Consider the following 14,954-nt stretch of genomic DNA (forward strand, 5'->3'; position numbering starts at 1 on the left):
CGCTTCACCTTGTGTCGTTTCCGGCTGTTCCAGCCCACGGATGGTTCACCTTGCTGTCGGAGTCGGGTGTCTCCGGTACTCCACCATCCGGCTCAGCGGGCCCGCCGGGTTTTCCGGGGCGTTGCACCCGATCGGGCAGTCGGCTACCGATCCGCAACCTCCGGCGGGGTTACCGGCTCCGGACGGGCCGGTAACCCTGGAGCGGGTACCCCATTTGCAACCTTCTTGCAGTGGATCAGAGTTTGAACCGCTCGCCGATGCCGCCGAAAGGAAAGGGGAACACCGAAAAGCAACCTCGAGAAAGGCGTGAAGACCCTTGCGCAGCTTCCGCGTTCGTGCCGCCGTCGTTGCATCCTCCGTTCTGGTGAGCCTCGGACTCTCGGCGGCGCCCGCTCTGGCCGAGGGGCAGTCGGACGCGTTGACGGCGACTTCGACCACACTGGCCGGTCGGCTCGCCGCGGTGAAGTCGGCCAAGTCGATCAACTACTACCCGTCGAACGCGGGCTGGTCGGCGATGTGGACCGGCTTCGACGCCGCCCGGATCGACGCCGACCTGGCCAAGGCCGCGGAGCTCGGCGCCGACAACGTCCGGGTGATCGTCTTCCCGTCGGTGTTCGGTTTCCCCACGCCGAAGGCGGAGTACACCGAGAAGCTGCGCAAGTTCATCAGCATCGCCGACGCACACGGACTCACCGTCAAGGTGACCCTCTTCGACTGGTGGGCCGGTTACTCCGACGTCGCCGGCAGCGTCAACTGGGCCAAGGCCGTGCTCGACCCGTACGTGAACGACCCGCGGGTCCTCGCCGTCGAGGTGAAGAACGAGATCCAGCCCGGCGACGCGGCCGCGATGACCTGGGTGAAGCAGTTCATCCCGGCGTTCCGGGCGGCGATCCCGAACCTGCCGCTGACCCTCTCGGTGGACGGTGGCACCGGCGCGGCCGGCATGGCGCAGATCAAGTCGGCGCTGACCGCCAGCCCGCTCGACTACTACGACTTCCACTTCTACGGCAACTCGGAGCGGGCGCTCCCGGAGATCCGCAAGGCGCAGACCGCCGTCGCCCCGACCCCCGTGGTGATCGGTGAGACCGGCGTCAGCAGCGCGGTCTACAGCGAGGGCGAGCAGGCCATCTACCTGGCCCGGACCTTCCGTGCCGCGACCGAGGCCGGGATCAACTCGGTGTCACCGTGGACGCTGAACGACTTCTCGGACGGCGCCATCCCCGCCAACTCGGTCGTGTCGACCATGCCCGCCCAGTACAAGTTCGGCCTGTTCCGCGCGGACGGCACGCCGAAGCTGGCCGCCACCGTGGTCCAGATCGCCTTCTCCGGCGCGCCGATGCCGAACAGCCTGCTCAACCTGAGCTTCGAGGCGGCGGAGATCGACTCGCCGTGGCGCCGGACCAACCCCGACGCCGGTACGGCCGTGATCACCACCGGGATGGCCCGTACCGGAACCCTGTCGGCGCGCTTCTCCGGCACCACCCGTACCGCCTCCGGCCTGCCCGGCCTGGTCCTCTCGCCGATCACGCCGGTGCAGCCCGGCTACCGCTGGCGGGCCGAGGCGTACGCCCGCGGCGTCGACGCCACCGGCATCACCGAGATCGCGCTGAGCTGGTTCGACGCGAACGGCAAGTGGATCAGCCAGAACACCTCGAACCGTCTCCCGGCGGGCAACACCGGCTGGACCAAGCTGGTGGTCGAGACGGTCGCCGCTCCGGCCGGCGCCGCCGCGGTGCAGCTGCACCTCAAGTCCGGCGACAACACCGGGACCGTGTGGTTCGACGACGCGGCGATCAGCTGAACGATGCGATGCGGAAGGCGGGCGCGAGCCCGCCTTCCGCCGCTTCAGCATCGGCTTGCATAGATCGTGATGCATCCCCCTTTCGGGTCGGCGGACTTCGGGAGGGCAAGCTAGAGGGATGACCCAGCGGGCTCTCTGCAGTGGATGGAGCATCATGACTCGCCGTTGGCATGTGGTCACCCTGGCCCTGCTCGCCGTGTTCGCCCTGGCCTGCGAGGGCAGTGGCAACGCCAAGCCGAAGCCGACGAGGACCAGCGCCAAACCGGCCACCGGCTACCCGGCCTCGATGGTGGCGCTCGGCGACTCGATCACCGCGGGGCTGGGCAGCTGCGCCGTCTACGTGGCGTGCACCCGCAACTCCTGGTCGACCGGGAACAATGCGGCGATCGCCAGCCACTACGACCGGATCCTGGACAAGAACCCGAAGATCAAAGGGGAGGCGGACAACCTCGCCGAGCCCGGCGCCGAGGCCGACGCGCTGGCCGGGCAGGCCCGCCGGGCGGTCGACCGCAAGCCCCAGTACGTGACGATCCTGATCGGCGCCAACGACGCGTGCGCCCGCCGGGTGGAGGACATGACCTCGGTGGCGACGTTCCGCGACGAGATCGGCGCGGGGCTGGCCCGGCTCAAGAAGGGCCTGCCGAAGACCCGGATCCTGATGGTCAGCATCCCGGATCTGTACCGGCTGTGGCAGGTCGGCCGGGAGAGCGACAAGGCGGTCGAGGTGTGGAGCCGCGGCGGCATCTGTCCGTCCATGCTGGCCGAGCCGACCTCCACCGCGGCGGCCGACCAGCAGCGGCGGGAACGGGTCCGGGACCGGATCGAGGCGTACAACACCGAACTGCGAAAGGCGTGCAAGGCGTACGGCGGCCGGTGCCGCTGGGACGGCGGCGCCGCCCATCGGATCCGGTTCGATCTCGACCTGGTGAGCGAGTTCGACTACTTCCATCCGAACGCCGACGGCCAGAAGGAACTGGCCGAAGCGGTCTATCCCGGTCGTTTCACATGGTGACTCAGGGTGCTGAGTCGTTCACCTCGCCATGGTGTCAGGGCTCGGCGCCGGGTCTCCGCACCATGGGTGCGGGTGGCCGAACGGCGCCTCGCGTCCGAACTGTCAGACGGTCAGGGCCTGGCGGACCGTGCCCTCGGCCTCGGCGCCGCCGTCACCGGTCGAGGTGACCCGGCCGGCCTCCAGCACGTAGTAGCGTTCGGCGGCCCGCAGCGCGAAGCCGACGTGCTGTTCCACGAGCAGCACCGACATCCCGCCCCGGGCGGCCAGGGACAGGATCGTCTGCTCGATCTCGGCGACCACCGACGGCTGGATGCCCTCGGTCGGCTCGTCGAGCAGCAGCAGCCGGGGCCGGGTGATCAGCGCCCGGGCCAGGGCCAGCTGCTGGCGCTGGCCACCGGAGAGCAGCCCGGCCCGCCGGGACAGCAGCCCGGTGAGCGCCGGGAAGAGGTCGAGCGCCTCGGCCATCGCCTCCCGGCCGCCCTTGCGGCCGTCCGCCACCAGGCGCAGATTCTCCCCTGTGGTCAGGTGCGGGAAACTCTGCTGGCCCTGCGGCACGTACGCCATCCCGCGCGTCACCCGCTCGTGCGGCGCCAGCCGGCTGACGTCCTCCCCGTCCAGCAGCACCATGCCCGACCGGAGCCGGATCAGGCCGACCGCCGCCCGCAGCAGGGTGCTCTTGCCGGCGCCGTTGTGGCCCAGCACGGCCGCCACCCCCTCGTTCGGGACCGCCAGCGAGACGCCGTGCAGGACCGTGCTGCGGCCGTAGCCGGCGTGGACGTCCTCGAATCGCAGCATCACGCCTCCTGTACCGCGTGTCCGAGATAGACCTCCTGCACCTTCGGGTTCGCCTGCACCTCGGCGACCGAGCCCTCGGCGAGCTTGCGCCCGGCGTGCATGACGGTGACGGTTCGGGCGAACCGCCGCAGGAAGTCCATGTCGTGTTCGATCACCACCACGGTGTGGTTCTCGCTGAGCCGGCCGAGCAGCTCTCCGGTGGCGTCCCGCTCGTCGTGGCTCATTCCGGCGACCGGCTCGTCGAGCAGGAACAGTTCGGCGTTCTGCACCAGCAGCATGCCGATTTCCAGCCACTGTTTCTGGCCGTGCGCGAGCGTCCCGGCGAGCCGGTCCCGCACCGCGCTCAGGCGTACCGTCTCCATGGCATTTTCGACCTCGGCGGGGACGGCCTTGCGCTTGCGCAGGAGGGTGAGCGGCCCGCGGGACCACCCGGCCGCGATGTCGAGGTTCTGCAGGACGGTGAGCTCCTCGAAGACCGTCGCGGTCTGGAAGGTGCGGCCCACGCCCAGCCGGGCGATCCGGTGCACCTTCCGGCCGAGCAGGTCGTGGTCGCCCCAGGTGACCCTGCCGGTGGCCCGGGCCAGACCGGTGATCGCGTCGACCATGGTGGTCTTGCCGGCGCCGTTCGGCCCGATGATGAACCGGACGTCGCCCCGGGGCACGTCCAGGTCCACGCCGTCGACCGCGACGAATCCGTCGAACACCACCCGCAGGTCACGAACCGACAGTCCGCTCATGTCGTCACCTCGACCTTCGCCGGCGCCGGCGTCTCCACCACTGCCGAAGGCCGCGAGCGGCGACGGATCGTGCCGGCCAGCGAGGCCAGGCCACCCGGCAGGAAGACGATCGGCAGGATGAAGAGCAACCCCTCGAAGTACGTCCACGCGCTCGGCACCCGCTCGGACAGCGCGGTCTTGGCCCAGGCCACCGCGATCGCGCCGAGCGCCGGCCCGAGGAGACTGGCCCGGCCGCCGACCGCGACGCCGATCACGAACTCGATCGACGGCACCACACCGATCATGGCCGGGGAGACGATCCCCACCGCCGGGACGAACAGCGCCCCGGCCAGGCCCGCCATGCCCGCCGCCGCCACGTAGGCGACCAGCTTGACGTTCGCCGGGTCGTACCCGAGGAAACGCACCCGCTCCTCGCCGTCACGGACCGCGACCAGCAGCTCGCCGTAGCGGCTGCGCATCAGCTGCCAGGTCAGGGCCAGTACGGCGAGCAGGGCGGCGGCCACGATGAAGTAGACCGTCCGCCGGTTCACCGGGTCGTTCAGGTCGTACCCGAAGAAGCCCTGGATGTTGGTGAGCCCGTTGGTGCCGCCGGTGGTGCCCTGCTGGCCGATCAGCAGGATCGCGAACGCCGCGCAGAGCGCCTGGGACAGGATCGCGAAGTACGCGCCCCGCACCTTGCGCCGGAAGATCAGCAGACCGAGCAGCAGTGCCGTGAACATCGGCAGCAGGACCGTGGCGGAGAGCGCGAACAGGGGGTTCGCGAACGGTCTCCACCACCAGGGCAGCTCGTCCAGTTGCCCGTACAGAAGCATGAAGTCGGGCATCTGGCCGGGACCCGCGTCGGCGAGCTTGAGATGCATCGCCATCGCGTAGCCGCCCAGGCCGAAGAAGAAGCCCTGGCCGAGCGTCAGCATGCCGCCACGGCCCCAGGCCAGGCCGATGCCGACCGCCACGATCGCGAAGCAGAGGTATTTGGCGAGCAGGTCGAGCCGGAAGTCACCGAGTGCCAGCGGCGCCACCCCGAACAGCAGCACCGCGCCGATCGCGAAGCCGGTGACCGGCTTGCGCAGAAGTCTCATGCTGATCTCCCTCGGGCGTGCCTTCGCGGCCCTTGCTTCGCTGCGGTGCACTCAGTCACGCCAGGCTCCTCGTCCGGAGGGTGAACAGCCCCTGCGGGCGCCACTGGAGGAAGGCGACGATCGCGATGAAGACGATCACGCTGGCGACGCTGACCGTGGTCGTGTACTCCACCATGGACTGGAGCACACCGAGGACGAACGCCACGATGACGGTGCCCTGGAGCTGACCGATTCCGCCCACCACGACGACCAGGAACGCGTTGACGATGATGTTGGTGCCCATGGTCGGGCCGATCGGGCCGATCAGGGTGAGGGCCACCCCGGCGATGCCGGCCAGGCCGGAGCCGATGAAGAAGGTCAGCCGGTCCACCCGGGCGGTGGCCAGGCCGGACACGGCGGCCAGGTCCCGGTTCTGCACGACGGCGCGGATCCGGCGGCCCAGCGGCGTGGTCTTCAGCACGATGGTCAGGGCGGCGACCGCGGTCAGCGCCAGGACCAGGATGAACACCCGGCTCGACGAGATCACCAGATGGTCGGTGATCCGGATGCTGCCGGTGAGCAACTCGGGGGCGCGGGTCTGCACGTTCGGCGCGCCGAAGACGTCCCGGGCCAGTTGCTGGAGGATCAGCGAGACGCCCCAGGTCACCAGCAGGGTGTCCAGCGGCCGCGCGTAGAGGCGGCGGATCAGCAGGAACTCGAGCAGCACACCCATCGCGCCGGCCACCACGAAGGCCACCGGCAGCGCGACGAGCAGGGACCAGCCGGCGCCGGTGATCACCTGCTGGAGCACGTACACGGTGTAGGCGCCGGCCATGATGAACTCACCGTGCGCCATGTTGATCACGCCCATCTGACCGAAGGTCAGCGACAGGCCGAGAGCGATCAGCAACAGCACCGCTCCGATGCTGATGCCGGTGAAGAGCTGACTGAGGACGAGAGTCACGGGGTGCCCCTTCCGACGGGCCGCCCGTCGCCGGGCGGCCCGTCACGATCGTCAGGACAGGCCGGAGGCCCAGGGGTAGCCCTTGAGGTACGGGTCCGGTGTGATCGCCTGACCGGAGTTCCACACCTCGGTGATCAGGCCGTCGTCGCCGATCCTGCCGATCCGGGCGGTCTTCGAGATGTGCTGCGTCGTGCCGTCCACGGTGACCTTGCCCTCGGGGGCGTCGAAGGTGATGCCGCCGGCGGCCGCCTTCACCTTCTCCACGTCGAAGGAGCCGGCCTTCTCGACCATCGCCTTCCACAGGTAGACCGAGACGTACGCGGCCTCCATCGGGTCGCTGGTCGGCTTGTCCTCGCCGTACTTCGCCTTGTAGGCCTTGACGAACTTCTCGTTCGCCGCGCCCTCGGTGGTCTGGTAGTAGTTCCAGGCGGTGAGCTGACCGGCCAGGTACTGGGTGCCGATGCTCTTGACCTCCTCCTCGGCGATCGAGACGGAGACCACCGGCATGCCTCCGGCGGTGAGGCCGGCCGCCTTGTACTCCTTGAAGAAGGCCACGTTGCTGTCGCCGTTGAGGGTGTTGAACACCGCGGCGGCGCCGGCCGCCTTGACCTTGTTGACGATCGTGGAGAACTCGGTGGAGCCCAGCGGCGCGTAGTCCTCGCCGAGCACCTTCATGCCGTTCGCCTCGGCGTACGCCTTGATGATCTTGTTGGCGGTGCGCGGGAAGACGTAGTCCGAGCCGACCAGGTAGACGCTGGTCTTCCCCTGCGCCTTCAGGTAGTCCAGGCCGGGCACGATCTGCTGGTTGGTGGTGGCGCCGGTGTAGAAGATGTACGGCGACTGCTCCAGGCCCTCGTACTGCACCGGGTAGAACAGCAGCGACTTGTTCTTCTCGAAGACCGGCAGCACCGCCTTGCGGGAGGCCGAGGTCCAGCAGCCGAAGACCGCCGCGACCTTGTCCTCGCTGATCAGTTTCTGTGACTTCTCGGCGAAGGTGGGCCAGTCGGAGGCCCCGTCCTCGCTGATCGGCTCGATCTTCTTGCCCAGCACGCCGCCGGCCGCGTTGATCTCCTCGACGGCCAGCAGCAGTGAGTTCTTGACCGTCACCTCACTGATCGCCATGGTGCCGGAGAGCGAGTTCAGCAGGCCGACCTTGATCGCCGAGCCGGAGGTGTCGATGGCGGCGCCGGCGCCGCCCGCGGTGGCGCTGTCGGTGGTCTTGGCGCCGCATGCGGTGAGTACCACGGTTGCGGTCAGTGCCGCGACGATGGCCGCCGTGCGGCGGCCGCGATTCGAGAACATGAAACCTCCGTTGAAATCGGAGAGAGGCATAACGCAATGCAAAGACGTTCGTGATTGCCCTGACCTGCGCCGTCGCGGGTCCCCGGGTAACGCCAGTTTCGAATGCCCCGATTTCCATGCCGTTTCCCTCGGCTTAATACGCGGTTTCCGCGAAGATCGGCCGGGAAATGAAAAAAGCCGACCACAAAAGGGTCGGCAAATAGCGGTTACTTCCTGCTGGAAGCATCCTCGCGGGCGAACCGCGATCCTGTCAAGGCAGCTGGGTGAGGACGTCGAACTCGACGCCGCGCGCCGCGGCCAGGTAGATCCGCTGGTTCACGTGCCGCTGCCGCAGGCGCAGCAGACCCCGCGGGCCCTCGTAGCAGACCGACTCGGCGTTCGCCCCGATGGCGCCCAGGTCGAACACCCCGGCCCGTTCCACCAGCGCGGCGAGCAGCAGCACACCCTCGTGACAGGACTCGCCGAGGCTGCCCAGCGGCGGCGCCTCCGGGCCGAACCGCGCCGCGTACCGGCCGTGGAAGTCGAGGTTCTCCCGCGTGATCATGGAGGCGAAGAAGCCCGCCGTGCTGAACAGGTCCGCGGTGGCCGAGGCGCCACTGGCCAGCAGCATGTTCTCGTCCATCAGGGTGCTCAGGCGCAGGCAGCGGGCGTCCAGCCCGGACCGCGCGAAGGCCCGGTTGAACCGCACCGCGTCCATGCCGACCAGCAGCATCAGCACCGCGTCCGCGCCGGAGCGCTCGATCCGGCGCAGCACACCGGCGAAGTCGTGGGTGCCCAGCGGCACATAGCTCTCGCCGGACACGGTCATCCCGGCGCCGGTCGCGTACCGCCGGGCGGCCTGGGCGGTCCGGCGCGGCCAGACGTAGTCGTTGCCCACGATGTACCAGTCGCGGGCCGACCGCTCCCCGCCCAGCAGGCTCATCGCCGGGAACAGCTGCACGTCCGGTGTCTCGCTGGTGAGGAAGACGCCCTCGGCGCGCTCGCCGCCCTCGTAGAGCGCGGTGTAGACGTACGGCACCCGGCCGGCCACCCGCGGCGCCACCGCCTGCCGGACCGTCGAGATGTGCCAACCGGTGACGCCCTGCACCGCGCCGGCCGCCACCAGCGCCCCCACCTCGGCGGCCACCTCGTGCGGGGGAGCGCCGCCGTCCACCGGGACCAGCCGCAACTCACGGCCGAGGACACCGCCGGCCCGGTTGACCTCCTCGGCGGCGAGCTCGGCACACAGCTCCGCGCTCGGCCCGAAGATCCCGGCCGGCCCGCGCAGCGGCAGGACGAGGGCCACGTCGAACGACGACATGGCCCTCATGGTTTCGGATCGTCGTCGCGAGTTCCAGCGGATCCCGTTCGGTAACATCCCGACGATGCGGGGATCCACGGACCTCATGTACCTGCTCACTCGCGCCGAGCGGCTGCTGACGCGCCGGCTGGCCGCCATCCTCGACGCCGAGAGCTGCTCGATGGACGCGTGGCGCGTCGTCTCGGTCCTGTCCGACGGCCGGGGCCACTTCATGACCGAGCTGTCCGAGCTCAGCTTCCTTCCGCCGGGCAGCCTCACCCGGCTGATCGACCACCTGGTCGAGGAGAACCTGGTCTACCGCCGCGGCGACGACGTCGACCGGCGGCGTATCCGGGTCCACCTGGCCGCCCGCGGGCGCCGCCTGCACGACCGGGTGGACGCCGAGATCCGGCGCAGCGTGGCGGACCTGCCGGTCGGCGGCGAGCTGCTGGACCGCCTCGGCGACCTGATCACGGCTCTCGACCCGACGGTGGCGCCGTTCTCCGTCCTGCCGCGCGGCTGAGCGAACGCCCGAACACGGCGCCCGCCGGCCGTCAGCTCCGGAAACGCGCGACGAACCGCTTCTGCCAGGGCGTCTCGACGGCCTGGTGATGGTAGTGCCGGCGGACGAAGGCCACCGCCTCGTCCGCCGGGACGCCGTCGATGATCGCGAGGCACGCCAGCGCGGTTCCGGTCCGGCCGATGCCACCACCACAGGCGATCTCGACCCGCTCGCTCTCGGCGCGGTGCAGGGCTTCGATCAAAACCTCTTCGGTGTACGCGCGATCGCGCGGCAGCCAGAAGTCGGGCCACCGGATCCACCGGCTGGTCCACCCGAACTCGGGCGGCGCCGAGCCCAGCAGGTAGACCCCGAACCGGGGCGGGTGCCCGGTCGGCATCGCCCGTCGCAGCCCACGGCCCCGGATCAGCCGTCCGGACGGCAGCCGCATCACCCCGTCGGCGTCCTCGTCCCAGCCATCCGCCATGGCTAGATGGTGCCAGTAGGGTGCTCACCTTGTGAGTCCCCTCGTCCAGACCCTCCTGCCCACCCGCCTCGGACCGAGTTTCCGCTGGCTGCTCGCGTCGTCCTGGACGACCAACCTCGGTGACGGCATCGCCGCCGCGGCCGGTCCGCTGCTGGTCGCCTCGCTCACCGGAGACGAGTTCCTGATCGCCCTGGCCGCCCTGACCACCTGGGCGCCGCCGCTGCTCTGCGGGCTCTGGGCCGGTGTCCTCTCCGACCGGTACGACCGCCGCATGATCGTCCTGGCCGCCAACGCCTTCCGGGCCGTGGTCCTGCTGGCCATGATCGCCGCGCTGACCACCGGCCACCTGACGGTGGTGGCGGCGCTGATCGGCGTCGCGCTGATCAGCACGGCCGAGGTGTTCGCCGACAACACCACCGGCACGCTCACCCCGATGCTGGTGGACCGGGACGACCTGGCGCTGGCCAACGCCCGCCTCCAGACCGGCTTCATCACCTTCAACCAGCTGGCCGGGCCGTCGATCGGCGCCGCGCTGTTCACCCTGGGCCGGTCCTGGCCGCTGGTGTCCGAGGTGTTGCTGGTCCTCGCCGGGATGCTGCTGGTGAGCCGGGTCAAGCTGCCGCCGCACGGCCGTACCGGCAGCCCGAACGTGCGCCGCGAGATCGTCGAGGGGTTCCGCTGGGTGCTGCACCACCCGCCGGTCAGTACCCTCTGCCTCACCATCCTGATCTTCAACCTGGCGTTCGGCGCCGCCTGGGCGGTGCTGGTGCTCTACGCCCGGGACCGGCTCGGGCTCGGCGACTTCGGCTTCGGCCTGATCACCACCGTCTCGGCGGTCGGCGGCCTGCTCGGCACCGCCCTGTACGGCTGGATCACCGCCCGGGTGAGCCTCGGCAACGTGATGCGGATCGGCCTGATCATCGAGACCCTGACCCACCTGATCCTGGCCGCGACCCGGTCACCGCTGGTGGCGCTGCCGGTGTTCTTCCTGTTCGGCGCGCACGCCTTCATCTGGGGCACCACCTCCACCACGGTCCGCCAGCGCGCCGTGCCGGAGCACCTCCAGGGCCGGGTCAGCGCGGTCAACACCATCTGCGTGTACGCCGGTCTGGTCGCCGGGTCGGCGATCGGTGGACTGCTGGCCAAGCAGTACGGCGTCGTCGCCCCGTTCTGGGCCGCGTTCGCCGCCTCGGCCGTCTTCCTGATCCTCCTCTGGCCGCAGATGACCCGGATCGCGCACGACGATCAGCTATAGTCCCGGGCATGTCTTGCTTCAGCGTGCGACGCCGGCGTCCCGAGGGCCGCCGCTGAAGCTCTGCTTTCCTCCCGGCGGGTCGACACCCGCCGGCACTGGACAGCAGTGGTCGGTCCGACCCGCCTCCGCTTCGTCGAGAGGCCGGACCATGATTCTCGAAGCACTCCTGCACGACCGGCTGGCACCCGCCTTCGCGGCGGTCGCCGGCATGCCCGTGGACCCGGCTGTCCGGGTCTCTCCGCACGCGGATTTCCAGTCCGGGGCGGCGCTCGCCCTGGCCGGAAGCCTGCACCGGCCACCCCGGGAGATCGCCGCCGAGGTGGCCGCCGCCGTGGACCTGGCCGGGATCGCCGAGGTCACCGTCTCCGGGCCGGGCTTTCTCAACCTGACCGTCGCCGACGGCTGGATCGCCGGGGCCCTGGACGCGATCGCCGGTGATCCGCGGCTGGGCGTGCCGCCGGTGCCGGTTCCGAAGAGGATCGTGATCGACTACTCCTCGCCGAACCTGGCCAAGGAGATGCACGTCGGCCACCTGCGGTCCACGATCGTCGGCGACTCGCTGGCCCGGCTCCTCGACTGGCAGGGCCACGACGTGCACCGGGTCAATCACATCGGTGACTGGGGCACCCCGTTCGGCATGCTGCTCGAACACCTCGCCGAGACGCCCGGCGGGACCGGGCACTCGCTCGCCGGCCTGACCGCCTTCTACCGGGCGGCCCGGGTGCGGTTCGACACCGACGAGGACTTCCGGACCCGGGCCCGGCTGCGGGTGGTGGCGCTCCAGAACGGCGACGGCCCCACCCGGGAACTGTGGCGGCGGCTGGTCGCCCAGTCCGAGAAGGCGTTCCTGGCCGTCTACGACCGGCTCGGCGTCACCCTCGGCCCGGAGCACTTCGCCGGGGAGAGCACCTACCAGGACGAACTCGCCGGCATCGTCGCCGAACTGGCGGAGAAGGGCCTGCTGATCGAGAGCGACGGCGCCCTCTGCGCCTTCCCGGCGGGCTTCACCGGCCGGGACGGCGCGCCGCTCCCGCTGATCGTCCGGAAGGCCGACGGCGGATTCGGGTACGCCGCGACCGACCTCGCCGCGCTCCGGCACCGGGTGTCCGATCTCGGCGCGGACGAGCTGCTCTACGTGGTCGGGTCACCGCAGCGGATCCACTTCCGGATGGTCTTCGCGGTGGCCCGGGCGGCCGGCTGGCTGCCCGGCGAGGTGAGCGCCGAGCACATCGGGTTCGGGTCGATCCTGGGCGCCGACGGCAAGATGCTCAAGACCCGGGCCGGGGACACCGTCCGGCTCTCCGGGCTGCTCGACGAGGCCGACGCCCGGGCCACCGACCCGGCGCTGGGCATCGCCGCGATCAAGTACGCCGACCTCTCCGGCGACCGGCGGGGCGACTACGTCTTCGACTGGGACCGGATGCTCGCCTCGACCGGGAACACCGGACCGTACCTGCAGTTCGCGTACGCCCGGATCGGCTCCATCGCCCGCAAGGCCGACGGCGCGCCGGGACCGATCCGGATCACCGAGCCCGCGGAGCGGGCGCTCGCCCTCGCGCTGCTCGGTTTCGAACCGGCGCTGACCGCGGCCGCCGGGCCGCGGGAACCCCATCGGATCGCCACCTACCTGTACGACCTCGCCAGCGCCTTCAGCCGGTTCTACGAGCGGTGCCGGGTGATCGACGCCGAGCCGGGGACACGGAGCAGCCGGCTGGCCCTCTGCGAGCTGACCGCACGGACCCTGCACACCGGAATGTTCCTTCTCGGTGTCGAGGCCCTCGACCAAATTTGATCATCACGCCATGCCCGATTCATCGACCGATCAGGTGATCGGCCGTTAGGGTGCTGGTTTCGGCGCCCACAAGGCGCGATCGATCCGATGTTGAGAGGTTCGCAATGACCCTTCCCACCGGCGTCTCGCGGCGAAGCGTCCTCGCCGCGTCGGCGGCCGCCACCGTCGCCGCGCCGCTCGTCTCCTCGGGCGCCGCGCAGGCTGGCGGCACGGCCGTGGAGAAGACCTACCGGCTCACCGTTCTGGGCACGTCGGACACCCACGGCAACGTCTACAACTGGGACTATTACAAGGACGCCGAGTACGACGACAGCGCCCACAACGACGTCGGCGTGGCCAAGCTGGCCGCGCTGGTGAACAAGCTGCGCGCCGAGGCGACCGGCCCGGTGCTGGTGCTGGACGCCGGCGACACCATCCAGGGCACCCCGCTGGCCACCTACTACGCCAAGCAGGAGCCGATCACCTCGACCGGTGAGAAGCACCCGATGGCCCGCGCCATGAACGTGCTGCACTACGACGCCGTCACGCTGGGCAACCACGAGTTCAACTACGGCCTGCCGCTGCTGAACCTGTGGATCCGTCAGCTCGGCTTCCCGGCCCTGGCCGCCAACGCGATCAGCGCAAAGACCGGGAAGCCGGCGTTCACGCCGTACGTCATCAAGAAGGTCTCGCTCGGCCGCCACGCGCCCACCCTGCGCGTCGGCATCCTGGGCCTGACCAACCCGGGCTCGGCGATCTGGGACCGGGCCAACGTCGAGGGCCGGATCGAGTTCACCGACATGATCGCCACGGCCGCCAAGTGGGTGCCGATCATGCGGGCCCACGGCGCCGACATCGTGCTGATCTCCGCGCACGGCGGCGACAGCGGCATCTCCAGCTACGGCCCGGAGCTGCCGAACGAGAACCCCTCCGCGCTGATCGCCGAGCAGGTGCCCGGCATCGACGCGATCCTCTTCGGCCACGCGCACCGCGAGGTGCCGCAGCGGTTCGTCACCAACCTGACCACCGGCGAGCAGGTGCTGCTCTCCGAGCCGTCGAAGTGGGGCCAGCGGCTCACGAAGATGGACTTCGACATCACCCGCGTCAAGGGCCGGTGGAAGATCACCACGAAGGCCGCGACCTCGCTGAACACCAACACCGTCGAGGCCGACCCCCGGGTCCTCGCCGCGGTGCGCAGGCAGCACGAGAAGACGGTGACCTACGTCAACCAGGTCGTCGCCGCCTCGACGGTGGAGCTGTCCGCCGCCACCAGCCGGTACGAGGACACCCCGATCCTCGACTACATCAACAGGGTGCAGACCGACACCGTCACGGCGGCGCTGGCCGGCACCGAGTACGCGGGCCTGCCCGTCCTGTCGATCGCCGCGCCGTTCAGCCGGACCGCGGTGTTCCCGCGGGGCGACGTCAAGATCAAGGACGTGGCCGGGCTCTACATCTACGACAACACCCTGGAAGCGGTCGTGCTGACCGGCGCCGAGGTGAAGGCGTACCTGGAGTACTCGGCGAAGTACTTCGTCACGCACGCCGTCGGCGCCCCGGTGAACCCGGAGACGATCAGCGACCCGGCCGTGCCCGACTACAACTACGACGTGTTCTCCGGCGTCGACTACGACATCGACATCAGCCGGCCGGTCGGCAGCCGGATCACCCGCCTCCAGATCGGTGGGGTGGACGTCGCCGCCGACGCGCGGTTCGTGGTCGCGGTCAACAACTACCGGCGCTCCGGCGGCGGCAGCTTCCCGGGCATCGTGAAGACCCAGGTCTACAACGCGCAGCAGGAGATCCGCCAGCTGCTCATCGACTGGGCGCAGGCCAAGGGCCGGATCGACCCGGCCGACTTCTCGGTGCGCAACTGGCAGCTCGTCCGCGAGGGCGTGCCGGTCTTCTGATCGGGGGAGCGGGGCGGGGGGGCCGCCCCCCCCCACACGAAACCCGCCCCTGGCGCCGGGGGGGGGCCCCCCCCCACCGCCCCG

At 70.2% G+C, this 14,954-nt stretch carries 13 protein-coding genes; 6 read left to right on the forward strand and 7 right to left on the reverse strand.

Features of this window, described 5'->3' with window-relative positions:
- Positions 1–364 precede the first annotated feature (364 nt).
- Both J5X75_RS12580 and J5X75_RS12585 read left to right on the forward strand, forming a co-directional pair.
- Positions 365–1,801 (forward strand): glycoside hydrolase 5 family protein, encoded by a 1,437-nt coding sequence (locus J5X75_RS12580; RefSeq protein ID WP_307798049.1) that lies wholly within the window; start codon positions 365–367, stop codon positions 1,799–1,801.
- Positions 1,802–1,955: 154 nt separating this feature from the next.
- A complete protein-coding gene (locus tag J5X75_RS12585; RefSeq protein WP_208467526.1) occupies positions 1,956–2,813 on the forward strand; it encodes an SGNH/GDSL hydrolase family protein in 858 nt (285 codons plus the stop codon).
- A 102-nt stretch (positions 2,814–2,915) separates the two neighbouring features.
- On the opposite strand, the gene urtE is transcribed toward J5X75_RS12585, so the two are convergent.
- The 6 genes from urtE to J5X75_RS12615 form a co-directional block, all read right to left on the reverse strand.
- Positions 2,916–3,608, reverse strand: a complete 693-nt coding sequence (urtE, locus tag J5X75_RS12590) for an urea ABC transporter ATP-binding subunit UrtE (RefSeq protein WP_208467527.1) — start codon at positions 3,606–3,608, stop codon at positions 2,916–2,918.
- A complete protein-coding gene (gene urtD, locus J5X75_RS12595; RefSeq protein ID WP_208467528.1) occupies positions 3,608–4,345 on the reverse strand; it encodes an urea ABC transporter ATP-binding protein UrtD in 738 nt (245 codons plus the stop codon). Before urtD ends, urtE begins: the two co-directional genes overlap by 1 nt.
- On the reverse strand, positions 4,342–5,424 hold the full coding sequence (gene urtC / locus J5X75_RS12600; RefSeq protein ID WP_208467529.1) for an urea ABC transporter permease subunit UrtC: 1,083 nt from the start codon (positions 5,422–5,424) through the stop codon (positions 4,342–4,344). Before urtC ends, urtD begins: the two co-directional genes overlap by 4 nt.
- Positions 5,425–5,479: 55 nt before the next feature.
- A complete protein-coding gene (urtB, locus tag J5X75_RS12605; protein WP_208467530.1) occupies positions 5,480–6,367 on the reverse strand; it encodes an urea ABC transporter permease subunit UrtB in 888 nt (295 codons plus the stop codon).
- Positions 6,368–6,418: 51 nt separating this feature from the next.
- Positions 6,419–7,669 (reverse strand): urea ABC transporter substrate-binding protein, encoded by a 1,251-nt coding sequence (gene urtA, locus J5X75_RS12610; RefSeq protein ID WP_208467531.1) that lies wholly within the window; start codon positions 7,667–7,669, stop codon positions 6,419–6,421.
- 250 nt (positions 7,670–7,919) lie between these two features.
- The gene (locus tag J5X75_RS12615) at positions 7,920–8,969 is read right to left on the reverse strand and encodes a substrate-binding domain-containing protein (RefSeq protein WP_238487761.1); all 1,050 of its coding nucleotides are present in this window, start codon (positions 8,967–8,969) and stop codon (positions 7,920–7,922) included.
- Positions 8,970–9,033: 64 nt separating this feature from the next.
- Here J5X75_RS12615 and J5X75_RS12620 point away from each other — a divergent pair, with 64 nt between their 5' ends.
- The gene (locus tag J5X75_RS12620; protein ID WP_208467533.1) at positions 9,034–9,471 is read left to right on the forward strand and encodes a MarR family winged helix-turn-helix transcriptional regulator; all 438 of its coding nucleotides are present in this window, start codon (positions 9,034–9,036) and stop codon (positions 9,469–9,471) included.
- A gap of 31 nt (positions 9,472–9,502) precedes the next feature.
- On the opposite strand, the gene J5X75_RS12625 is transcribed toward J5X75_RS12620, so the two are convergent.
- Entirely contained in the window at positions 9,503–9,934 is a 432-nt protein-coding gene (locus tag J5X75_RS12625) for a protein-tyrosine phosphatase family protein (RefSeq protein ID WP_208467534.1), read from the reverse strand.
- 31 nt (positions 9,935–9,965) lie between these two features.
- On the opposite strand from J5X75_RS12625, the gene J5X75_RS12630 reads away from it, so the two are divergent.
- The 3 genes from J5X75_RS12630 (at position 9,966) to J5X75_RS12640 (ending at position 14,870) form a co-directional block, all read left to right on the forward strand.
- Complete coding sequence (locus J5X75_RS12630; RefSeq protein WP_208467535.1) at positions 9,966–11,189, forward strand: MFS transporter; 1,224 nt, start codon at positions 9,966–9,968, stop codon at positions 11,187–11,189.
- 148 nt (positions 11,190–11,337) lie between these two features.
- On the forward strand, positions 11,338–12,981 hold the full coding sequence (argS, locus tag J5X75_RS12635; RefSeq protein ID WP_208467536.1) for an arginine--tRNA ligase: 1,644 nt from the start codon (positions 11,338–11,340) through the stop codon (positions 12,979–12,981).
- 104 nt (positions 12,982–13,085) lie between these two features.
- On the forward strand, positions 13,086–14,870 hold the full coding sequence (locus J5X75_RS12640) for a bifunctional metallophosphatase/5'-nucleotidase (RefSeq protein ID WP_208467537.1): 1,785 nt from the start codon (positions 13,086–13,088) through the stop codon (positions 14,868–14,870).
- The last annotated feature ends 84 nt before the right edge of the window (positions 14,871–14,954 follow it).

The organism is Actinoplanes flavus (assembly GCF_017592555.1).
GTDB lineage: Bacteria > Actinomycetota > Actinomycetes > Mycobacteriales > Micromonosporaceae > Actinoplanes > Actinoplanes flavus.